We start from the raw sequence: 22,080 nt of genomic DNA, 5'->3' as shown, positions 1-22,080 counted from the left end.
AATATACTACGAACGTATTCCTTTTTAGGAATACGTTCTGTCCCACTCCCTTTTTTGGAGAAGAAAATGAATTTAACCATACATGAGATTGCTCTTGTTTTAGAAGCAAAAAATGATTTTAAGCACTATGAGGACTTGGTCCTAAATAAGGCAGAATTTGACAGCCGTCTAATCGGGCCTGGAGACCTCTTTCTGCCCCTAAAAGGGGAGCGTGATGGCCATGACTTTATCGCCACTGCTTTTGAGAATGGGGCGGTTTTGACCCTGAGCGAAAAGCCGGTAGCTTTTCCCCACCTTTTGGTCACAGACGTCCTGGCTAGCCTACAAAAATTAGCTAGCTACTATCTTGAAAAGACCGGGGTAGATGTTTTGGCGGTGACTGGTTCCAATGGTAAGACTACTACCAAGGATATGTTGGCCCAGCTTTTGGCCAGTCGCTATCGAACCTACAAGACCCAAGGCAATTATAATAATGAAATTGGCCTCCCCTATACTATTTTGCAGATGCCTGAGAGGACTGAAAAGCTGGTGCTGGAAATGGGCCAGGATCATCTGGGCGATATTCATCTGCTCTCTAGCTTGGCCAAGCCCAAGGTGGGCATCGTTACCTTGATTGGCGAGGCCCATCTGGAATTTTTCGGAAGTCGCAAGGAGATTGCTCAAGGCAAGATGCAGATTGCTGATGGCATGAAGGCAGGTAGTCTGCTCTTGCTGCCTGCTGATAAGCTGGTCAATGACTTTTTGCCAGACCAGCTAAACTTGGTCCGTTTTGGTCCAGGCCAGGATATTTATCTGACCGAGCTTCAAGAAGAAAAGGAAAGTCTCAGTTTTAGGACCAACTTTTTGGACCAGACGATTAGCCTGCCGGTGACCGGCAAGTATAATGCTACCAATGCCATGCTGGCTAGCTATGTTGCCCTGGAGCAGGGAGTGAGTCCTGAAGAGATTATCCAGGCTTTTCAAGACCTGGTTCTGACTCGTAACCGCACCGAGTGGAAAAAGGCAGCCCAGGGTGCTGACTTGCTCTCAGATGTCTACAATGCCAATCCAACAGCCATGCGCCTGATTTTAGAGACCTTTAGTAGTCTTCCTTCCAATCCCCAAGGTCGCAAGCTAGCTGTTCTAGCAGATATGAAAGAATTGGGGCCAGACTCCAAGCAAATGCATGGGGCCATGATTACTAGCCTCAATCCTGATATCATTCAAGAAATCTTCCTTTACGGTCAGGATATGGCCAGTCTTTATAGCTATGCCCAGGAAATCTATGACAAGGACAAGGTTCACTATTTCTTGAAAGATGAGACGGAGGATCAATTTGATGACCTATTGGCAGCCCTAAAAGCAAGCCTAAAGCCGACCGATCAGGTCCTCCTCAAGGGCAGCAATTCGATGAATCTGGCCAAGATTGTCCAAGCCTTGGAGGAAGAGGATTCTCTTGAAAAGACATGAAGCGACTAAAAAGAAGAGGAGAGAGACAGAAGTCATTCCTAGTCCCACTCCCAGTAAACTAGAAAGGAGAGCAGATGTCTGATTTTTTTACCGTTCATAAGGGTCAACTACCAGAGCTAAACTCGCTCTGGTATGGCCTGACCATGATTGGTCTGATTATCATTCTTTATAGCTCAGCTCAATATTCTCGCTCTCGCAGTTACCAGAAATTTTTTATAGGTCTGCAGAGTCTTCAACTAATAAGCCTTTACACCTGGTATGGCTTGACCCTGACCTCCCTAGCAGAGAGCTTGCCCCTCTATCATTGTCGGATGGCTATGTTTGTAGTTCTGCTCTTTCCTGAGCGGTCCCCCTATAAGCAATACTTTGCCCTCCTAGGAGTCTTTGGGGCCATTTGTGCCTTGGTTTATCCGGTCTTGGATCCCTATCCTTTTCCGCATATTACCTTTTTCTCTTTCTTTATCGGCCATATGGCCCTGCTGGGTAATTCCTTGATTTACCTCTTTAACCACTATGATGTTAAAAGATTGAGTCGGGAGAAAATTATCAGCTATACCCTGACCATCAATGCCTCCTTGATGCTAATCAATCAGCTAACAGATGGAGACTACGGCTTCTTGAGCAAACCGCCCCTCTTAGGCAATCAGGGATTTTTCTTTAACTTTGTCTCTGTTTCAGCGGTCTTGATTGTAGCCATTCTCTTGCTCAATGAAATTTTCCGTAGATACCAGGCCAAGACCTTCTTGAATGCTTTTGCCTTTAAAAAACTCAATAAATAGTCCAGAGGAAGAATATGAACGATTTTTTAACAACTACTAAGACTTCTGCCCCGCCTATTTCCCTCTTATGGTTTATAGTCATGATGATGGTCCTGGTCTTTTTGGCCTACACCTCAATCAAGTATTATGCCAATCCCCTCTATCGGAAAACCTTTAAATTTTTACAGGGCTTTCAGCTCCTGGCCCTCTATGCTTGGTACATCGGATTTGCCATTCCTTTTAGCAACAGCCTGCCTTTTTACCATTGTCGTCTGGCCATGTTTGCAGTCCTCTTTCTACCGGATAAGTGGCGCTCCAAGCAATATTTTGCCCTCCTAGGGGCCAGTGGAGCGGTCTTTGCCCTGGGTTATCCAGTATTTGACCCTTACGATTTTCCACATATCACCAGTTTTTCCTTCCTTTTAGGTCACTATGCCCTCTTTGTCAATTCCCTGGTTTATCTCTTTAACCACTATGACAAAAAGTTGCTCAACAAGAAGATGATTGTCCTCTATACCTTTGGCTTGAACCTATTTTTGGTCGGAGTCAATCAGCTAACAGGGGGCAACTATGGTCTGCTTAGCCGGCCACCTATCATCAAGGGGGATAGTCTTTTGGTCAATTACTTGGTGGTATCAACCATACTAGCAACAGCCCTCCTCCTCTTTGATGAACTCTTCAAAAGGCGGGAGAAGAAGATTTTAGCCTTGATAAAGTAGGCGACATTTCCCTAGCAAGTTAAGGCAGGAAAGGAAAGAAGAATGAGCCAAAAAGAAAAAATGTTGGCTGGGCAGCTCTATTATGCGGAAGACCAGGTCCTATCCGAGGAACGCAAGCGAGCCAAGGAAATCTGCTATGACTACAATCTTTTACGACCTAGTCAAGAAGAGGAACAGCAGGTCCTCTTAAAGCAACTTCTAGGAAAGATGGAGAGTCCAGTTACTATTACAGCCCCTTTCTGGTGTGATTATGGTTATAATATCGAATTGGGTGAAAATTTTTATAGCAACCATAATTTGGTCATCCTAGATGGGGCCAAGGTTCGTTTTGGCTCCAATGTCTTTGTGGGTCCTAATTGTGGCTTTCATACGGCGGGCCATCCGCTAGACCAGAATGAGCGCAACCAAGGTTTGGAATACGCCTATCCGATTGAGGTCGGTCATAGCGTTTGGTTTGGTGCAGGTGTTCAGGTCATGCCTGGAGTAAGCATCGGTGATGATGTGGTTATCGCAGCTGGCAGCGTGGTAACCAAGGACCTTCCCAGTCACGTCCTAGCTGCCGGTGTTCCTTGCAAGGTCATTCGACCCCTGAAGGACAGCGATAGGCAGCCTAAGGACTAGGCCCCTCTAAGCTTATTCCCTTGGACGGTGTATCAGGAGCAGACCTCTTTCTAAGGCAGGGCCTAAGAAAGTAAGATAGAAATAATCCATCTGGTCGCTGAAGACCCGTTTTAAAGGTTGGAGCTTTTGCTCTCAGCCTTTTCTTTTTTCTAGGAAATCTTTCTTAAACATTGAAAAAAGGCCCCAAATTCGCTATAATAGGTTGGTTAAGAAGAGGAAATTCAATCCAGCAGGCTTGGATCAAGCTGGCCTATAAATATATTTTTAGCTATTGAAGAGGAATTGAGGAAAAATGACTTTACAAGAAGAAATCAAAAAACGCAGAACCTTTGCCATCATCTCCCACCCGGATGCCGGTAAAACGACTATCACCGAACAGCTACTCTATTTTGGAGGTGAGCTGCGGGAAGCCGGTACGGTTAAGGGAAAGAAGACAGGGACCTTTGCCAAGTCTGACTGGATGGACATTGAAAAGCAAAGAGGGATTTCGGTTACCTCTTCTGTCATGCAGTTTGACTATGATGGTAAAAGGGTCAATATTCTAGATACCCCTGGGCATGAGGACTTTTCTGAGGATACCTATCGGACCCTGATGGCTGTGGATGCGGCTGTTATGGTGGTCGACTCGGCCAAGGGGATTGAGGCCCAGACCAAGAAACTCTTTGAGGTTGTGCGTCATCGGGGCATTCCTGTCTTCACCTTTATGAACAAGCTGGACCGGGATGGACGTGAGCCCCTTGATTTATTGGAGGAGTTAGAAGAAGTCCTAGGTATTGCCTCCTATCCTATGAACTGGCCCATCGGGATGGGTAAATCCTTTGAAGGACTTTACGATCTCTATAATCAACGCATTGAACTCTATAAAGGGGATGAGCGTTTTATCTCCTTTGAGGAAGCGGAAAATCATGATTTAGCCAAGAATCCCTTTTATAGCCAGGTCTTAGAGGATGTGGAGCTCCTATCCGAGGCTGGTAATGAATTTTCCGAAAGAGCAATCTTAGAAGGAAAATTGACCCCTGTTTTCTTTGGCTCGGCCCTGACCAATTTTGGTGTACAAACTTTCTTGGAAACTTTCCTGAAATTTGCACCGGAGCCTCATGGGCATAAGACAAGAGAAGATGAGGTCATTGAGCCCCTTAATCCAGACTTTTCAGGTTTTGTCTTTAAGATTCAGGCCAATATGGACCCCCGTCACCGTGACCGGATTGCCTTTGTTCGGATTGTTTCAGGGGAATTTGAGAAGGGAATGAGCGTCAACCTGCCTCGAACAGGTAAGGGAGCCAAGTTATCCAATGTGACCCAGTTTATGGCTGAAAGCAGGGAAAATGTCAGCCAGGCCGTAGCCGGTGACATTATCGGGGTCTATGATACAGGGACCTACCAGGTCGGCGACACCCTGACTGTCGGCAAGAATAAATTTGAGTTTGAACCCTTGCCAACCTTTACCCCCGAAATTTTCATGAAGGTCGCGGCCAAGAATGTGATGAAGCAGAAGTCCTTCCACAAGGGAATTGAGCAGCTAGTGCAAGAGGGAGCCATCCAGCTCTATAGCAACTATCAGACCGGGGAGTACATGCTGGGAGCAGTCGGCCAGCTCCAATTTGAGGTCTTTAAGCACCGCATGGAAAATGAATACAATGCCGAGGTTGTGATGACCCCTATGGGTAAAAAGACGGTCCGTTGGATTAAGCCGGAGGACTTGGACGAGCGAATGTCGTCCAGTCGCAATATCCTAGCCAAGGACCGCTTTGACCAGCCAGTCTTTCTCTTTGAAAATGACTTCGCCCTGCGTTGGTTTGCGGACAAGTATCCAGATGTCTCACTCGAAGAGAAGATGTAAATCTAGGCTAAAAATAGTCATCTAATCATTTATTTAGAAAGAAAGAGGTAGAAATCAATGGGACTTTTTAGTGGTTTAATGGGTAATGCTTCCCAGAAGGATGTCGAAAAAGTAGAACGGGAATTGGCGGATGTCCTCATTCCCAATGAGCAGGTAACGCTGGCTTTCAGCCTGATTCGCGATTTGATTGTCTTTACAGAATATCGCCTCATCTTGGTTGATAAGCAAGGTATGACTGGCAAGAAAACGGAGTATAAGTCCTTTCCTTATCGGTCCATTTCTCGCTTTTCAGTAGAAACTGCGGGTCATTTTGATTTGGATGCTGAGCTGAAAATCTGGATTTCCTCTGCTTTAGAACCGGCGGAGACCCTCCAGTTTAAGAGTGATGGCAGTGTTATTGCTATTCAGCAGGCCTTAGCAGCGGCAGTCTTGCGATAAATAAGAGTAAATGAGGGAAGTTGAAAGCTTCTAGCGGAAGAAGGACGCTCTTGGTCTGCTTCGGTTAGGAATTTCGAGTTCCCTTTTAGAGAGGAAAAAAATGATTTTGGAAAAAAAGTTAGCAGATAATCGGTCTTGGATTAACCTAGATTCTAGTATGCTAGATCAGGCAGACTGGGCCGATGAGCAATATGATATTGACCGGGAAATGATTGCCTATGCCCTGGATAAAAATGAACGGGCCCATATGGACTATAATCGGCAGACAGGGACGGTCCTATTTATCTATAATGTCTTGGATTTGCAGCCAGATAAGGATTATTATGAAACGATTCCCATGACCTTTCTGGTACAAAAGGAGCGCCTGATTACCATTTCTAACCAGGATAATGCCTATGTTTTGGAGATGATGGAGGCCTATCTGGACCAACATCAGGGTCCAGTTTCAGTCTACAAGTTTCTCTTTGCCAGTCTGGAGTTGATTAGCAATTCCTACTATCCCCTGATTGAGAAGATGGACAAGACCAAGGATGAAATCAGTAGTCTCTTGCGCAAGACAACGACCAAGAGAAATCTCTTGGCCCTATCTGACCTAGAGACCAGTATGGTTTATCTAGAAGCGGCAGCCCGGCAGAATAAAATGCTTTTAGACCACATCAAGAGTCATGCCATTTATCGGAGTTTTGATAGTGTAGAGACCGAGCAGTTTGAAGATGCCATGATTGAGGCCAAGCAGCTCGTTGCCATGACCGACTTGATTTCCCAAGTCCTCCAGCAATTATCTAATTCCTATAATAATGTCCTCAATAATAATCTAAATGACAATCTGACCATGCTGACCATTGTCTCTATCCTTTTGGCTGTCATTGCGGTGATTACAGGCTTCTTTGGTATGAATGTTCCCCTGCCTTTGACTGAGGATAAGTATGCTTGGATTTATATCCTTCTTGCTAGCCTTGTCCTCTGGGTGATTTTAGCTCAGATTTTGAAGTGGTATGCCAATAGACGTTAGGTTTCTTGCCAGAAGAAGTGACGGGCTAAGCCCTCAATCATTTCTTGGTGGCAGGAGCCTCTTTTTGTTAGGAAAAAGATGGGGAAAGTGCTACAATAGGGGAAAGAAGGCTTAGTCTAGTTGCTTCAAGCTGGCTCTAGCAGATATTTAGGCTTGGCCTCGTTTTATAAGATAAAGGAGGAAGAAGTGAAGGAAATCTATATCGTTCGTCATGGTGAGACCCTTTTAAATGCCCTCAATCGTGTGCAGGGGTGGATAGACTCTCCTTTGACAGAAAAAGGTCGTCAGCAGGCCCGGGAGCTGGGACGCTATTTAAAAGAGCGCAAGATTTATTTTACGGCTGTTTTTTCTAGTGATCGGGGACGGGCCTTGGCCACTGCCCAAGAAATCCTAGAGACAGCAGCCTTGCCACTCCAGCAAGTCCAGCCCATGCAGGAGTGGCGGGAGTTTGGCTTTGGTGAGTTTGAAGGCCAGAGCAACCCAGAAGTGATTGAAAAAGTCCTACTAGCCCATGGCTACCAGAGCCTAGAAGAAGCCTCGCTTAGCCGCAAGGATTTTCGTCAGTTGATCACAAGGACCATCCCCAGGCTAGATAGTTCGGGCTATGCTGAAAGTGAGGAGAGCTTCAATCAGCGCCTCCTTCAAGGTCTAGAGCAGATTTTAACCTATCTGGACCAACACTCTGGCAACCGGGCCCTCCTGGTAGCCCATGGAGTGGTTATGGAGCAACTCTGGATGCTGTTTGCAAGAGAGCAGGAGCTAGCCAGTATCAAAAATGGTCAGCTACTGATTTTGACGGAAAGACAGGGTCAGTTTGAGCTTAGGCTAGCGGACTAGAAAACGTTTAACTCAGAAAAGCGGTTATCAATAGTATCTTTTTAGGCAAGAACGTGATATACTAGATAAGTTGCAATTACTGCATGATTTTCTTTCGTTTGAGACTGGCCTAGCCTCTTTAGGAAAAGATAGCTAGGTTTCTTAGTCTCAGGAGAAAATATAGAATCATGCCCTATAAGGTGGCTTCGCACCACCTTTTTAGAAGGAAGAAAAATGAAATTTAATGAATTAAATTTATCTGCCGAATTGTTGGCAGAAATTGACAAAGCAGGCTTTGTGGAAGCCAGTCCTATCCAGGAAAAAACCATTCCTTTGGCCATGGCTGGCCAGGATGTGATTGGTCAAGCCCAAACGGGAACTGGTAAAACAGCAGCCTTTGGCTTTCCAACCCTGGAAAAAATCGACACCAGTCGCCCAGTAGTTCAGGCCCTAGTGGTTGCCCCAACGCGGGAGTTGGCTGTCCAAAGCCAGGAAGAGCTCTTTCGTTTCGGCCGGAGCAAGGGAGTAAAGGTCCGCTCGGTCTATGGTGGTTCTAGCATTGAAAAGCAAATCAAGGCCCTAAAGTCCGGTGCCCACATCGTAGTTGGAACGCCTGGTCGTTTGTTGGATCTAATCAAGCGTAAGGCCCTGAAACTGCAAGAGGTAGAAACTCTAATCTTAGACGAGGCTGACGAAATGCTCAACATGGGCTTTTTGGAGGATATTGAGGCTATCATTGCCCGGGTCCCTGAAGAGCGCCAGACCCTTCTCTTTTCAGCAACCATGCCTGATGCTATCAAGAGAATTGGTCTGCAGTTTATGAAAGAGCCTGAACATGTCAAGATTGCGGCTAAGGAGCTGACTACCGAACTAGTAGACCAGTACTATATCCGAATCAAGGAGCAGGAAAAATTTGATACCATGACTCGGCTCATGGATGTGGACCAGCCCGACTTGGCCATTGTCTTTGGTCGGACCAAGCGGCGGGTGGACGAATTGACTCGGGGTCTAAAAATTCGTGGTTTCAAAGCAGAGGGAATCCATGGAGACTTGGATCAAGGCAAGCGCCTACGGGTCCTTAGAGACTTTAAAAATGGGAATCTAAATGTCCTAGTGGCGACAGATGTGGCGGCTCGGGGTCTGGATATTTCAGGTGTGACCCATGTCTACAACTACGATATTCCTCAGGATCCAGAAAGCTATGTCCATCGGATTGGCCGGACTGGTCGAGCTGGTAAATCAGGTCAGTCAATCACCTTTGTCTCACCTAATGAGATGGGCTACCTGAAGATTATCGAGGACTTGACCAAGAAGAGAATGAAGGGCTTGAAGCCGGCAACTGCTGAAGAGGCCTTCCATGCCAAGAAAAAGGTTGCTCTGAAAAAGATTGAAGGTGACTTTGCTAATGAAGAAGTTCGTAAGAACTTTGACAAGTTCAGCAAGGATGCCCGAAAACTGGCAGCTGAGTTTAGTCCAGAAGAGCTGGCCCTCTATATTTTAAGTCTGACGGTGCAGGATCCAGACTCTCTACCTGAGGTGGAGATTGCGCGTGAAAAACCTCTGCCCTTCAAGTATGTGGGCAAGGGCGATCGCCAAAAGGGTGGCCGCAGCAGTAGGAGCCGCAGTTCCCATAATCGCAATAGAGGAGACCAGGCTGGCGGCTTCAAGCGCCGTTCTAAAAATGAGCGTTTTGATAAGGATAGACGCTACCGCAAGGAGCATAAAAAGCCCCTGACCACCTCTAGTGAGAAAAAGACCGGCTTTGTCATTCGAAACAAGGGCGATAAATAAGAAAGTCAGAGACCGAAAGTGATTTCGGCCTCTTTCTAGTCCCTGTTTTGGAGCAAGGAGCCTTTTTTAGGCCATAAAACTTAGAAAACCTTTAGTAATAAATCAGAAATATTACAAATCCAAACATTTGTTTACAAAATTCAGAAATTAGTCTAATTTTTTACTTTAAAAATTTTCAAAGTGTAGTATAATAGATTTAAAAGGGGGGTTAAATAATATTCGTAAAGGAGAAACAATGAAAGAAGGAAGACATAGAATCATATTACAAGAGCTAGAACATAATGGTGTGGTATCTGTAAAAAAGCTTAAGGACATGCTAGACGTTACAGATATGACCATTCGTAGAGATTTGATTGATTTAGAGAAACAAGGTCTTCTGATTCGCGTCCATGGGGGAGCCCATAAGAAAGTCAAAGATAGCCTGGGTGAAGCAGGTCATATTGAGAAAACCATGCTCAATATTGATGAAAAAAGAGCCATTGCAAAAAAGGCAGCCAGGCTGATTGCCACAGGTGACACCGTCTTTATAAGTTCAGGTACAACGACCGAATTGCTGGCCGACTACCTGGACGGGAAGAGTATTAGTATCGTCACCAATTCCCTACCGATTTTTGAGCGCTTTAAGGACAATCAAAATATCGACTTGATTTTGGTAGGGGGGCGTTACCATAGCAAGAGCCAAACCTTTGTTGGCCAGTTTGCCAACCGTCTTCTCAAGGAAATTAAGGTTTCCAAGGCCTTTATCGGAGCTAATGGTATCAATGATTTGAACATCACAACCTCTAATGAGGAAGAGGGCAATGGCAATGCCATTATTCTTAATAATGCTATCGAGAAATATATCCTGGCTGATAGCAGTAAATTTGACAACTATTCATTTTACAGCTTCTATCAGCTAAATGAGTTAGACGCTGTAGTGACCGATGATAAAATCTCACCAGACTTGAAAGACAAGTATAGCCAATACACTAAGATTCTATAGAAGAAAAAGCAAGCAATCGTCTGGATTGCTTGCTTTTTCATGCTTTAAGCCTAAGCCCTTAGCCTTGCGGATTTCTGGCTCTTTCTTTTGAGAAAGAAGGGCTGGCTTTGTCCTTGGGATTCAGCTAGCTGGGCCAGTCAGAAATTGATAATCTTTGAGCAAAAATATACATGGCAAGAGACAGTTAGATATAAAAGCAACAAAATAAATATAAAATCAAACATTTTCCTATAAAAAAGAAAGACTTAATTAGGGATAAAATTTGACTGTTGTTATATAATAAAATAAGGACAAAACAAACAAGTCGGCCATAGAAAAAAATAAAAAAGCAGCCAGCTGATGCTAAAAAATTAAAGCTTATTCAGATGGCGCTTGATGGCTGCCAGCATTTTCTCAGGCTGACTCTGGGGAAAGACTTCCTGTTCTGAACTGCTTTGATGGGCTAGTCCCTCAAAGGTGAAAACAGGCTTACGGGCAGCCAGGGCCCGCTCGACGATTTGATCGACCTCACCCCAGTGATTGATGTCCAGGTAGATATCAGCCTGGTCCAGTAGGTCTTCAATAATGTCTTCCTGGTGGATATTGGTATGGAGGGTGATATTTGGAAAGCGCTCAAAGCTTTCCAAATAGGGAGAGATACTGGTCTTGGCTGCAATGTGAAATTCTAGATTGGGAAGTTCTTGGGCCAGATAGGCCAAATGTTCCAGAGTATCAGAGGCCGTCAGGGTGAAGGCGTGGTATGTGGCTTGAGGTCGTTCCTTGATGATCAGGTCCTCCCGGCTCATGACAATAGAGTTACTAGGAATATCCCGATAGATAAGGGAGTTAGCCCCAATCACGACATTATCCCCGATAGTCACTCCCGCTAAGATGACACTATTGGCTCCAATCCAACAGTCTTTCCCGATGCTAATGGGAGCAGTATTATGGGCAATCTTTTCGATATGGTAGTTAGAATAGCGATGATTATGGTCAAAGAGGCGGACACCATCACCAAACATGGTATCCTTGCCGATTTCTATCTTATGCATACAGCGCAGGGTGCAGTGGTCATTAAAAAAGACCCGCTTGCCCAGGTTTAGCGAGGCCCCACCAGCCACTTCAAGACTAGTAAAGGATTTAAAAGTCACACCCTCTCCAATCTCTAGTTGACTGCTTGGGGCAATATCGATACTATGAAAAGACCCTGTGAAGTTGATTCTATCCATGATTTTTCCTTTCCTTGAGAAAAGCTAATTTTTCTGACCGCTTTTTTTTCTTAAAGAGGGCCTCGGCGGACATGGCGGCTTCCTTGGTCGGATAGCCCTCCTGGTAGATGAGCTTGACTGGCAATCTAGCCCGGGTGTATTTAGCTCCTTTGCCGGAGTTGTGGGTGGCTAGGCGTTTGTCTAAATCGGTGGTGTAGCCTGTATAAAGGCTTCCGTCCCGGCATTCCAGGACATACATATAGGCCTTATTTTCCATAGTAGAGTTGATGAATTTCTGGGCTATAGCTTCCGTCTGCTTCATGGATAAAGAGCGGGGGTAGGACCTTGAAGCCGTCGGCAGAGCCGTCCTTAATCGCCTCAATCAAAAGCATGTTGGCCTCCTTGCCCAGCTTGGGGTAGACAAATTGGAGGCGTTTGGGAGCGAGCTTGTAGCTTTTCATGGTTTCTAGGATATCCAAAAATCTATCTGGACGGTGGACCATAACGAGCCGGCCATTAGACTTTAGCGTCTGCTGGGCTGTCCGGCAGATTTGGCCCAGATTAGTGGCAATCTCATGGCGGGCCAAGAGATAATAGGGACTTTGATTTTTATTAGAGCTTTCGCTGACCTTAAAGTAAGGAGGATTGCAAAGCATGACATCTACCCTACTTCCAGGCAGATACTGGGGCAGGTTTTTGAGGTCGTCCTGAATCATTCTAATCTGCTTATCCAGGCCATTTAAGATAATGGAGCGTTGGGCCATGTCAGCTAGCCGCTCCTGGAGTTCTACTCCAATAATCTGTGCAGTCGTTCTAGTAGAGGCAAAGAGGCCTACTGCCCCATTGCCCGCACAGAGGTCGACAATCAGTCCCTTTTGGGGAAGTTTGGGAAAGCGCGCCAAAAGAAGGCTATCGACGGAATAGCTAAAGACTTCTCGATTCTGAATGATTTTGAGTTGACTTGAGGCTAGTTGGTCCAACCGTTCGCCTGCTTGTAATTTGACTTGCTCCATGCTCTTATTATAGCATGTTTTTCTAGCTATCGCCAAGGCTGCCCGCAGTTTTTATAAAAAGGCTGGAAAAAAGTCAGATTTAGACTCTTTTCCTAGTTTGAGGGCATAAGAAAAGGCAGAAAATCAACGTTTCTATACGTAGAATTTCGTGCCTTTTGCTTTATCTGGGACTTATTTTCCCACTTTTCAAATAAATCTAGTTTGAGAAGCGGCTTTCTCCTTGTGAAATAGGGGGCATTTGCTCCTTTTAGGCTTCTTTTTGACTAGAGTTTCTTGCTGTCTCTTCTCTTTTTGCCTGCCAGTGGCTGATAAGACCAAAGGCTAGGGTGAAAAGAGTAATCAGGATAAGAAAGACTGGCAGGGTCTGGCTATTGAGGCTAGAAATCTCTAATAGTTTTTGTAGGAAGAAGGCAGTAGCGCCAAAGCCCAGGATAGACCAGAGGATGAGTAAGAAGCGCCAGAAATTAAGGGGGAGGCAGGCCCGGAGGACAGAGAGGAAGCCGATAGAACCTAGTAAGTAATAAGAAAGGGTGGCAATATCTAGGTCGCTCCAGCCATGATAAGAGCCCCAGATACGGGCGAAGAGGGCCGCAAAGACCACCATGATTCCACTAGGTAGGGCCTTGAATATAGCCTTCTTAAGAAAGCGGGGCTCAACCGGCTTGATGTTGCGCTCAAAGGTCAAAACAAAGGGAGGGAAGCCCTCAACGAACTGGTCAATAATGGTGATTTGGATAGGGATAAAGGGAAAGACCAGGAGCCATTCTGAACGGCCTAGGACTATACTAGCGATACAGATAAGGGTCAGGATGAAGGAGTAAACTGTCTTGATGAGAAAGATAGGAGCGATACGGGCAATGTTGTTGACCACGCGCCGACCTTCAAAGAGGATTTCTGGGACATCATTAAAGTCAGAATTTAAGAGGACTAGATTAGCAATTTGCCGGGTTGCAGGATCTCCTTCGGCCATGACAATGGAGCAGTCGGCTTCCCGCAGGGCTAGAATATCGTTGACCCCGTCTCCGGTCATAGCAGTTGTATGGCCGGCCTTTTTCAAGGTTTGGATAATCAATTTCTTTTGATGGGGGGATACTCGACCAAAGATGGCTGTTTCCAGGGTTAGTCTTTCTAGCTCTGAGTCAGCTAGACCAGAGCAGTCCACATAGCTGGCATAGTCCTTAAAGCCAGCCTTGGCTGCAATGTTTGATACGGTAATGGGATTGTCCCCAGAGATAATCTTTAAGTCAACATCTTGAGAACGGAGGTATTCCAGGGTAGCGGCTGCCCCTTGACGAATAGGGTCGGTGATTTCTAGGAGGGCCAGTAGGTGAATTTCTCCTGGTAGGGTCATGTGCTGGTGATCCAGCTTGGCTGGACTTTGGGCCAGGGCCAGGGTTCGGGAGCCTCGCTCCTGAGCCTGGTCTAGCTCGGCAATTGCTTCCTTGGAGAGGATTTCTGGTGCTCCTAAAAAGATGGTTCCTAAACCGGCCATTTCCATGGCGCCCCATTTCCGATCGCTAGAAAAGGGAATGATATTAGCTGTTTCAAGCTGATTTTGAGGGGCTGGGAATTTTTTCCGAATGGCTTGGGCAGTTGGATTGCTATCCTCACTAGCCCCCATGTAATTGGCCAGGATATGAGCGATTTCTTCTGGAGTATAGTCGCTCGTCAAGGGATAGACCTGCTCAACTGTCATCTTGCCCTCGGTGATGGTTCCTGTCTTATCTAAGCAGAGGGTGTCTACATGGGCTAGGGTTTCAACGGAGTACATCTCTTGGACCAGGACCTTACGCATTCCCAGTTTGATAACAGCAGTCAAGAGTGAGGTAATGGTCAAGAGAGCAATTCCCTTGGGCAGCATGCCCAAAAGGGCAGTCGATGAGGTGACGACAGAAGCCTTGATTGGGAGCTGTTTGATGAGGAGGGCCTCAAAGAAGAGGGCCAGACCACAAGGGATAATGATTTTTCCGGTAAAGCCGGCAATCTTATTCAAGGACTCTAAAATGCGAGAATTGATTCCCTTGAGTGTCTTGGCCTCTAACATAAGCTTGGCTGCGTAATTGTCAGCTGCGACATGGGTCACCTGGGCTAGAACCTGCCCGCTAGCCAAAAAGCTTCCTGATAGGAGGGCGTCCCCTTCTTCCTTAAGGACCAAGTCGCTCTCCCCCGTTAGCATGGCTTCATTAGCCTCGGCAAAGCCCTCCAAGACCAGGGCATCGCTAGGAATTTGCTCCCCGGCGGTTAGCTGGACCAAATCTCCCAGGACAATATCCTCTGGATCAATCATTTCTTTTTGGCCCTCGCGGATAACGGTCACTTTTTCTTTGGTCATCAGATTGAGCTTGTCAATCATGCGCTTGGCACGAAGCTCGGTGATGATTCCAGTGATGGCATTAAAGGAAATCACAGCAAAAAAGACCATATTGCTCCAGGCCTGGACAGCAGCCAAAGCTAAGGCAATCAGGAAGTTGAGGGCATTAAAGAGGGTAAAGACATTTCTTTTGACAATTTCCCAATTACTAGAGCTAGTCTTAGCAGTGAAATGGTTGGTTTGGCCTTGGGCCACTTTTTCAGCGACCTGGGTCTGGGTCAGGCCGGTTAATTGTTTCTTTCTTTCCATGTCGTTATCATATCATTTTTTAGCCAAAATATCTAATGGAAGTCGTCTTTTGACTGGCAAGAAGCTGAAAAAGATTGCAGACTCAGAAGGGATAGGGTATAATGGAAGGCAGAAAGATGAGTCTTTATTTGGGTAACCTGTTTACTAGGTTAGGTCCTGGCTTATCTGATTTTTGTTTAAATCTAAAGGAGACTTTTATGTTTTATACCTATCTGCGGGGCTTGGTCGTCTTTATCTTGTGGGCCCTCAATGGCAATGCCCACTACCATAACAAGGAAAAGATACCGGCTAAGGAGGAAAATTATATCCTGGTAGCCCCTCACCGAACCTGGTGGGATCCGGTTTATATGGCCTTTGCAACCAAACCCAAGCAGTTTATTTTTATGGCCAAAAAGGAATTGTTTAAGAATCGGGTCTTTGGTTGGTGGATTCGTATGTGTGGAGCCTTTCCTATTGACCGGGAGCACCCAGATGCCTCAGCCATCAAATATCCAGTCAAAATGCTAAAAACCAGCCAGCGGTCCTTGATTATGTTTCCGAGTGGTAGCCGGCATTCGACCGATGTCAAGGGCGGGGTTGCAGTCATTGCTAAGATGGCTAAGGTCAGGATTATGCCAGCTGTTTATGCCGGTCCCATGTCTTTAAAGGGCTTGGCCGCAGGGGAGCGAGTCGATATGAACTTTGGCAACCCCATTGATATTTCAGACATCAAGCGTATGAACGATCAGGGTGTAGAGGAAGTGGCTAGGCGGATTCAGGCTGAATTTGACCGCCTGGATGCGGAGCTCCTTCCCTATCAAAAGGGACAAAAGAGCAATATTTTTTGGCGTATTTTGCGGGCCCTGGCCTTTATTCCAGCAATTATCCTGGGTCTCTTAACCTTTATTTTTAGCTTTTTGGCTAGCTTTGTCTGGGATCCAGACAAGCACCGGAAATAAGCCAGCAAGAAATGGGCGGGAAGTCTTTCTGACAGAAGGACGACCCAACCATTCTTTTTTTGTATAAGGGAGTCCGAAGGCTGCCAGAGCTGGTCTAGACCAAAAAAGAAGAAACTTAGCAAGGGTCCAGCCATAAGGTCCAGTAGTTATCAGTTTTAAGTCATATTTTTGGGCTTTTTTTCTTTATTTTCCGTCTCTTTTACGAATAGTTAGATAAAGGAGAAATCATGCTAGAAGAAATGATCAAAAAGTTAAAAAACTACCGGCTCCCCTTGCTTTTTGCGGGGCTATTCTTTCTGGGCCTCTATCTTTTTTGGAGCCAGAGTCAGCCCAGTCAGACCTCTAATCTGCAAGAATTGTTAGAGGAAAGAACTAGCAAGTCTTCCTCTTCTTTACCTCAAGAAAGCAAAAAGGAAGCCAGCCAGACCAGTTCAGAGTCGGCTACCATTACCGTTGATGTCAAAGGGGCTGTTAAAAGACCGGGAGTTTATCAGCTAGCCAGTCAAAGTCGCCTGCACGATGCCTTGGAAAAGGCTGGTGGTTTGACCGATGATGCCGATTCACGCTCGGTTAATTTAGCCCAGAAGTTAAAGGACGAAGACCTTATCTATGTCGCGCGGCAGGGAGAAGAAGGGGCGACTCTAGCCTCCAATAGTGCCAACCCAGCTAGCTCAGCCCAGGGGCAGGCCAAGGTGAATCTCAATACTGCCAGCCAGGAGGAATTGCAGACCATATCAGGAATCGGGCAGAAAAAAGCCCAGGATATTATCGCCTATCGGGAGTCCAAGGGAAAGTTTGACAGTGTGGAGGAATTAAAAGAGGTTTCAGGCATTGGGGATAAGACCTTGGAGAAATTGCGTGATTATGTCACAGTGGATTAAAAAATTACCCCTCCCGCCGATTTATCTGGCTTTTTTGCTCTTGCTTGCTTATTTTGCTATCTATGTCAGCAACCTCCTCAGTCTAGCTGTTCTCTGTTTTGGACTCTATCGACTCTTTTTCTTTTATCCCCTAAAGACCGGTCTTCTTAGTCTATGCCTCTTGGCGCCTTTTTTCCTCTTTTTTGCTTGGCAGCGTTTCAGTCGGGATCAGGAATTTTTGACAGCTCCTAAAAGTCTGAGCCAGCTTGTCCTCTTACCAGATACTATTCAGGTGAATGGTTCTTCTCTTTCCTTTCGGGCTAGGCAAGAAGGAAGGACCTACCAGGTTTACTATCAGCTCAAGTCAGCAACTGAACAAGAATTTTTCCAGCATTTGAGCGATTTGACCTTATTGGAAGTAAGGGGAGACCTAAGTCTGGCCGAGGAGGAGCGTAACTTTTCGGGCTTTAATTACCGAGCCTATTTGAAGAGTCAGGGAATTGACCGGATTTTTAAGATAAGGGAGTTGAGGTCTCAAAAGCCCCTCTCAGCCCAAAGTCCTTTTGATTTTTTATCCGTTTGGAGAAGGCGGGCCCTGGTTTACATCAAGGAAAAGTTTCCCGGTCCCATGAGCCACTATATGACTGGTCTCTTATTTGGTGATTTGGATCAGGACTTTCAGGAGATGACCCAACTTTATTCTAGTCTAGGGATTCTTCATCTCTTTGCCCTGTCAGGTATGCAGGTGGGCTTTTTTGTGACCGGTTTTCGGAAATGTCTCTTGCGTCTGGGACTCAGGCGGGAAATAGTCGACATTCTCCAACTGCTCTTTTCTTTTATTTACGCCGGTTTGACAGGCTTTTCAGTATCGGTCTTACGGAGTCTGGTGCAAAAGTTCCTGGCTCAAAAAGGCCTAGCTAGTCTGGATGGTTTTGCCTTAACCTTGATGATTTTGTCCTTGATAAGTCCTTCTTTCTTACTAACTGTCGGCGGTCTCTTATCCTGTGCCTATGCCTTCATCATAGCCATGCTAGGCCTAGAGGACCTGCCTAGCTCTTCAAGAATTTTTCGAGAAAGTCTGGTCCTCTCGCTAGGAATCTTGCCCCTTTTAATCTTTTTCTTTTCAGAATTTCAAGTCTGGTCGGTCCTGCTAACCCTGCTCTTTTCCCTAGTCTTTGACTGGGCCCTTTTACCGCTCTTAAGTCTAGCCTTTTTACTATCTCCTCTCTTTATATGGAAGGATTTGAATTATCTTTTTGTGGGTTTGGAAAAGCTAGTCCAGTGGTTTGCCCAGGCCTTTCCCAGACCCTTAATCTTGGGCAAACCTCCCCTCTGGCTTTTGCTTTTACTCTTGCTGACTTTGGCCCTACTCTATGATTTTAGAAGGCATAAAACCTCCCGCTTGCTCCTTGGTCCAGCAGTCCTACTTTTATTTATGGGGAGCAAGTTTCCCCTGGAAAATGAGATAACCCTTGTAGATATTGGTCAAGGAGACAGTATTTTTCTGCGGGATTGGCGGGGGCAAACCATCTTGATTGATGTTGGCGGTCGGCTGGACTTTAATGGTCAGAAGGCTTGGCAAAAGAGAAAGACCTCTAGCAATGCCAGTAAGACCTTGTTGCCCTATCTTAAAAGTCGAGGCGTGGACCACCTGGACCAGCTCTTTTTGACCCATGCAGACCAGGATCATGTGGGAGATCTGTTAGAAGTGGCCAGGGAATTGCCAATCAGGGATGTCTATATAACGGAAGGGAGCCTGCAGAGACAGGACTTTCTTAAGGATTTAGCCCAGTTGAAAAGTTCTATCCACCTAGTAGCAGTGGGAGATAGATTTCCGATTTTTGACCAGCATCTAGAGGTCCTTTATCCTAGCGGTTCTGGAGATGGGGGCAATAATGATTCGATTGTCCTTTACGGAGAATTTTATGGGACTAGCTTTCTCTTTACAGGTGATTTAGAAAGGGAGGGGGAGCAAAATCTCCTTAAAAGTTTCCCCCAGCTCCAGGCAGATGTTTTAAAGTTGGGCCATCATGGTAGTAAGGGAAGTTCCAGTCCAGAATTTCTGGCCCAGATAGCACCCAAAATTTCTTTGATTTCGGCTGGTAAGAATAATCGCTACCACCATCCCCATCAAGAGACCTTGGAACGTTTGAATAAGATAGGCAGTATCATCCATCGGACGGATCAGGAGGGAGCCATCCGATTTAGGGGCTGGCAGAGCTGGCAACTAGAGACGGTCAGATAAGGTCAGCTTGTTTCCTAGCCTAAAAAATGGTATCATGTTAGGTATAAAAAATAAAGGAGAGGCACATGCTAAACGCTTATAAACAATTTTGGATTCGTTATATTGACTTTAAGGGGCGCTCTACCCGCTCAGATTTTTGGTGGACCATGCTCTGGCATACCATTGTAATGTTGCCACTAATTTTAATTGCTTTCTTCACCCTCATAGCTAGCTTTGGCTCTGTCCTTGGGGATTTCCTTGATGATGGCATAATTGAGCTATCAGATTTCTCTGAAATTATGACCTTTGCTCCCGTAGCTATTTTAGTCATTGTCTATTATCTTGCAGCCTTGATTCCTCAGCTGGCCTTATTTGTTCGCCGCTTGCGTGATGCTAATTTCCACTGGGCCTTTATCTTTGTTTGGGCTGGCCCAGCTCTTTTAGCAACCCTATCTGATGTTGCCCTACTTGAAGGCTTGGCCTTTCTGGGCTTTGTTGCTATCCTTGTTCTTTGTAGTATGCCAAGTAAGGACCCTCAAGCACAGGCCCAAACTGGTCCATTTAATGCTCAAGGCTATCCTCAAAATCCGAGTCAACCAAATCCATTCACCGGTCAAGGTCAGCCACAAAATCCAGGTCAAGCTAACCAATTTGCCGATCAAGGTTACCCGCAAAACCCTGGCCAACCTAATCCATTCACCGGTCAAGGTTACCCACAAAATCCAGGTCAAGCTAATCAATTTCCAGGCCAAGGTTACCCGCAAAATCCAGGTCAACCAAATCCATTTGCCGGTCAAGGTCAGCCACAAAATCCAGGTCAAGCTAACCAATTTGCCGGTCAAGGTCAGCCGCAAAACCCTGGCCAGCCTAATCCATTTGCCGATCAAGGTTACCCACAAAATCCGGGCCAACCAAATCAATTCACCGGTCAAGGTCAGCCGCAAAACCCTGGCCAAGCTAATCCATTTGCCGGTCAAGGTCAAGTGCCAAATCCGGGTCAACCTAACCCATTCACCGGTCAAGGTCAGCCGCAAAACCCAATTCAACCTAACCAATTTGCCGGTCAAGGTTACCCACAAAATCCGAGCCAACCTAATCAATTCCCGGGCCAAGGCTACCCACAAAATCCGAGCCAACCAGACTCATTTGCCGGCCCAGTCAATTCATTTGAGCCCCAGACTCCAGAAGCGACTTCCTTTGATTCACAAGCAGGTCAAGGGACTCAGTCACAAGGATTGGTTGACCGGACTCCAGGTCAAGCTCCGGTGGCAGCACCTACTGCAGAGCCAGAAAGTCCTACTCAGCCAGAGCCAGTAGTAGAAGCTGCTCAAGAGTCTAATTTCCAAGCGCAGGAAGATTTAAAAGCTGATTCAAAAGAGGCTGAAAGCGATCAATAAGAGGTCCAAACCTAGTCTATTTGAAGCTGAATAAAGAAGAAAACTCCCCTTCTATCGAATGTAGAGACATTCAGAAAAGAGGGGAGTTTTTCCTTGATTAAATTTTTACTTACTTTTAAATGAGGTAATTGAAGGGTTGGTTAGGGCTGGAAAGGCTTTATCAGTCCTTGCTTAGTTAGGAGCTGGACAAAGCTGCTTTGGCCTAATTCTTATTTAAATTTGAAGCCTTCGTAAATCAGTTGCGCCTTAGGATTGATTTTCTTGAAGGTCTGGGCTAGCTTGTTCATCATGGCAAGCGGACCACACATAAAGACGCTGGTTTGACTATCCAAGGGATAGTCGCTAAAGTCCAGATAACCGCTGATCTTGCTATCCACTAGGTGGAGATCCAAAAGGGGATTCTTTTGGGCATAGTCCTGGAGAAAATCAAGATAAACAGCATTTTCAGCTCCAGAGTAGGCATAGTAGAAGCTGATAGGGCGATTGAGCCTAGGGTTTTCACGAAGATAGGAGATAAAAGGGGTAATTCCGATTCCGCCCGCAATCCAGATTTGCTTTTCCTGGCCTTGCTCTAGAAGCATGTGGCCATAAGCTCGGTCGATTTTGACTGTGCTATTTAGTTCTAGCTTTTCATAGACCTGCTGGGTGAAGTCCCCGGAATTTTTTATGGTAAAGTAGAGGATATTCCCTTGGCCGCCCGAAATAGAGAAGGGGTGGGGCGCACTTTCTAGTCCCTCTTGGAAAATTTTGATAAAGGCAAACTGTCCATACTGGTAAGAAAAGGGTTTTTCAACTTGGATTTTCACTTCTAGGGTATCATGGTTGAGTCTCTTTAGTCCTAGGACCTTGCCTTTATGCTTAAAGGCCAAAGTCTGGTATAAGAAGATGATGTAAAAGCCAGATGAGAGACCAATTAGAGCATAGCTAGCAACCACGATACTCAAGAGATTGAAACTAAGCAGACTTTTTCCTAGCAGCATATAGGTATGAAAGAGGCCAAAGATATAGGCTAGATAAACCAGACGGTGGACCCAGCGCCAGACTTCATATTTGATGTGCTTGCCCAGATAAGCAACGATAACGATACTAAAGAAGAGATAGATAGCAATATTTCCTAATTGGGCGGCTAAGTGTGAGCCCCAAAGGCTACCGTTCATGGCTACCTTATGGAGGGCCAGAAGGATGAGGGAAAAGACGGCTAAAATCTTATGATAAAAGTACATCTCTTCAATCCCCTGAAACCAGTCCTCCAGCAAGGCGCTGCGACTGGCTAACAGAAAGGTCAGAGAGAGGGTAGTAAGGGCTAGGCCTGGGATGATGAAATTGACTAAGCCAGAGCTGGCCCAGGCAAAAATAGTCAGACCTAGACTAAGGATAAGTAGGCTGATTCCTTTAAATGATTTCATATTTGCTCC

The 22,080-nt window shown here is 45.8% G+C and carries 19 protein-coding genes; 14 read left to right on the top strand and 5 right to left on the bottom strand.

Annotation, left to right across the window (positions count from 1 at the left end):
- The first annotated feature begins 66 nt into the window (after nt 1-66).
- The 10 genes from C4K46_RS01835 to C4K46_RS01790 all read left to right on the top strand — a co-directional run bounded on the left by C4K46_RS01835 (nt 67) and on the right by C4K46_RS01790 (nt 10,426).
- Nucleotides 67-1,449: a UDP-N-acetylmuramoyl-tripeptide--D-alanyl-D-alanine ligase gene (locus C4K46_RS01835; protein WP_209626775.1), complete on the top strand. Its 1,383-nt coding sequence runs from the start codon at nt 67-69 to the stop codon at nt 1,447-1,449.
- Between the two features lie 74 nt (nt 1,450-1,523).
- Nucleotides 1,524-2,228 carry a YwaF family protein gene (locus C4K46_RS01830; RefSeq protein WP_209626773.1) on the top strand — a complete coding sequence of 235 codons (705 nt, stop codon included), beginning with the start codon at nt 1,524-1,526 and terminating at the stop codon, nt 2,226-2,228.
- Nucleotides 2,229-2,242: 14 nt separating this feature from the next.
- Nucleotides 2,243-2,926 (top strand): YwaF family protein, encoded by a 684-nt coding sequence (locus C4K46_RS01825; protein WP_209626771.1) that lies wholly within the window; start codon nt 2,243-2,245, stop codon nt 2,924-2,926.
- Nucleotides 2,927-2,968: 42 nt separating this feature from the next.
- Nucleotides 2,969-3,547, top strand: a complete 579-nt coding sequence (locus C4K46_RS01820) for a sugar O-acetyltransferase (protein ID WP_209626769.1) — start codon at nt 2,969-2,971, stop codon at nt 3,545-3,547.
- 292 nt (nt 3,548-3,839) lie between these two features.
- On the top strand, nt 3,840-5,387 hold the full coding sequence (locus C4K46_RS01815; RefSeq protein ID WP_209626767.1) for a peptide chain release factor 3: 1,548 nt from the start codon (nt 3,840-3,842) through the stop codon (nt 5,385-5,387).
- Nucleotides 5,388-5,444: 57 nt separating this feature from the next.
- Nucleotides 5,445-5,825, top strand: coding sequence for a PH domain-containing protein (locus C4K46_RS01810; RefSeq protein ID WP_209626765.1), 381 nt, complete (start codon nt 5,445-5,447; stop codon nt 5,823-5,825).
- 100 nt (nt 5,826-5,925) lie between these two features.
- A complete protein-coding gene (locus tag C4K46_RS01805) occupies nt 5,926-6,837 on the top strand; it encodes a magnesium transporter CorA family protein (protein ID WP_209626762.1) in 912 nt (303 codons plus the stop codon).
- Nucleotides 6,838-7,023: 186 nt separating this feature from the next.
- Nucleotides 7,024-7,674: a histidine phosphatase family protein gene (locus C4K46_RS01800; protein WP_209626760.1), complete on the top strand. Its 651-nt coding sequence runs from the start codon at nt 7,024-7,026 to the stop codon at nt 7,672-7,674.
- A 213-nt stretch (nt 7,675-7,887) separates the two neighbouring features.
- Nucleotides 7,888-9,444 carry a degradosome RNA helicase CshA gene (cshA, locus tag C4K46_RS01795; protein WP_209626751.1) on the top strand — a complete coding sequence of 519 codons (1,557 nt, stop codon included), beginning with the start codon at nt 7,888-7,890 and terminating at the stop codon, nt 9,442-9,444.
- Between the two features lie 235 nt (nt 9,445-9,679).
- A complete protein-coding gene (locus C4K46_RS01790) occupies nt 9,680-10,426 on the top strand; it encodes a DeoR/GlpR family DNA-binding transcription regulator (protein WP_209626749.1) in 747 nt (248 codons plus the stop codon).
- A gap of 350 nt (nt 10,427-10,776) precedes the next feature.
- On the opposite strand, the gene C4K46_RS01785 is transcribed toward C4K46_RS01790, so the two are convergent.
- From C4K46_RS01785 to C4K46_RS01770, 4 genes are all read right to left on the bottom strand, one after another.
- On the bottom strand, nt 10,777-11,634 hold the full coding sequence (locus C4K46_RS01785; protein WP_209626747.1) for a DapH/DapD/GlmU-related protein: 858 nt from the start codon (nt 11,632-11,634) through the stop codon (nt 10,777-10,779).
- On the bottom strand, nt 11,627-11,890 hold the full coding sequence (locus C4K46_RS01780) for a GIY-YIG nuclease family protein (RefSeq protein ID WP_209626745.1): 264 nt from the start codon (nt 11,888-11,890) through the stop codon (nt 11,627-11,629). Before C4K46_RS01780 ends, C4K46_RS01785 begins: the two co-directional genes overlap by 8 nt.
- The gene (locus C4K46_RS01775) at nt 11,880-12,626 is read right to left on the bottom strand and encodes a tRNA1(Val) (adenine(37)-N6)-methyltransferase (RefSeq protein WP_209626743.1); all 747 of its coding nucleotides are present in this window, start codon (nt 12,624-12,626) and stop codon (nt 11,880-11,882) included. The genes C4K46_RS01780 and C4K46_RS01775 overlap by 11 nt, the downstream gene beginning before the upstream one ends.
- Nucleotides 12,627-12,873: 247 nt before the next feature.
- Nucleotides 12,874-15,246 (bottom strand): cation-translocating P-type ATPase, encoded by a 2,373-nt coding sequence (locus C4K46_RS01770; RefSeq protein ID WP_209626742.1) that lies wholly within the window; start codon nt 15,244-15,246, stop codon nt 12,874-12,876.
- 197 nt (nt 15,247-15,443) lie between these two features.
- On the opposite strand from C4K46_RS01770, the gene C4K46_RS01765 reads away from it, so the two are divergent.
- From C4K46_RS01765 to C4K46_RS01750, 4 genes are all read left to right on the top strand, one after another.
- Nucleotides 15,444-16,184 (top strand): lysophospholipid acyltransferase family protein, encoded by a 741-nt coding sequence (locus C4K46_RS01765; protein WP_209626740.1) that lies wholly within the window; start codon nt 15,444-15,446, stop codon nt 16,182-16,184.
- Nucleotides 16,185-16,411: 227 nt separating this feature from the next.
- Nucleotides 16,412-17,065 (top strand): helix-hairpin-helix domain-containing protein, encoded by a 654-nt coding sequence (locus tag C4K46_RS01760; RefSeq protein WP_209626738.1) that lies wholly within the window; start codon nt 16,412-16,414, stop codon nt 17,063-17,065.
- Nucleotides 17,049-19,289: a DNA internalization-related competence protein ComEC/Rec2 gene (locus tag C4K46_RS01755; RefSeq protein WP_209626736.1), complete on the top strand. Its 2,241-nt coding sequence runs from the start codon at nt 17,049-17,051 to the stop codon at nt 19,287-19,289. Before C4K46_RS01760 ends, C4K46_RS01755 begins: the two co-directional genes overlap by 17 nt.
- Before the next feature lie 65 nt (nt 19,290-19,354).
- Nucleotides 19,355-20,665, top strand: coding sequence for a DUF805 domain-containing protein (locus C4K46_RS01750; RefSeq protein ID WP_209626734.1), 1,311 nt, complete (start codon nt 19,355-19,357; stop codon nt 20,663-20,665).
- A 209-nt stretch (nt 20,666-20,874) separates the two neighbouring features.
- Here C4K46_RS01750 and C4K46_RS01745 read toward each other — a convergent pair whose 3' ends face one another.
- Nucleotides 20,875-22,071: a ferredoxin reductase family protein gene (locus C4K46_RS01745; protein WP_209626732.1), complete on the bottom strand. Its 1,197-nt coding sequence runs from the start codon at nt 22,069-22,071 to the stop codon at nt 20,875-20,877.
- Between the last annotated feature and the right edge of the window lie 9 nt (nt 22,072-22,080).

Origin of the sequence: Streptococcus oricebi (assembly GCF_017883985.1) — a bacterium.
In the GTDB taxonomy this organism is placed as follows: Bacteria; Bacillota; Bacilli; order Lactobacillales; family Streptococcaceae; genus Streptococcus; species Streptococcus oricebi.
This window is presented reverse-complemented; position numbering and strand designations above follow the sequence as displayed.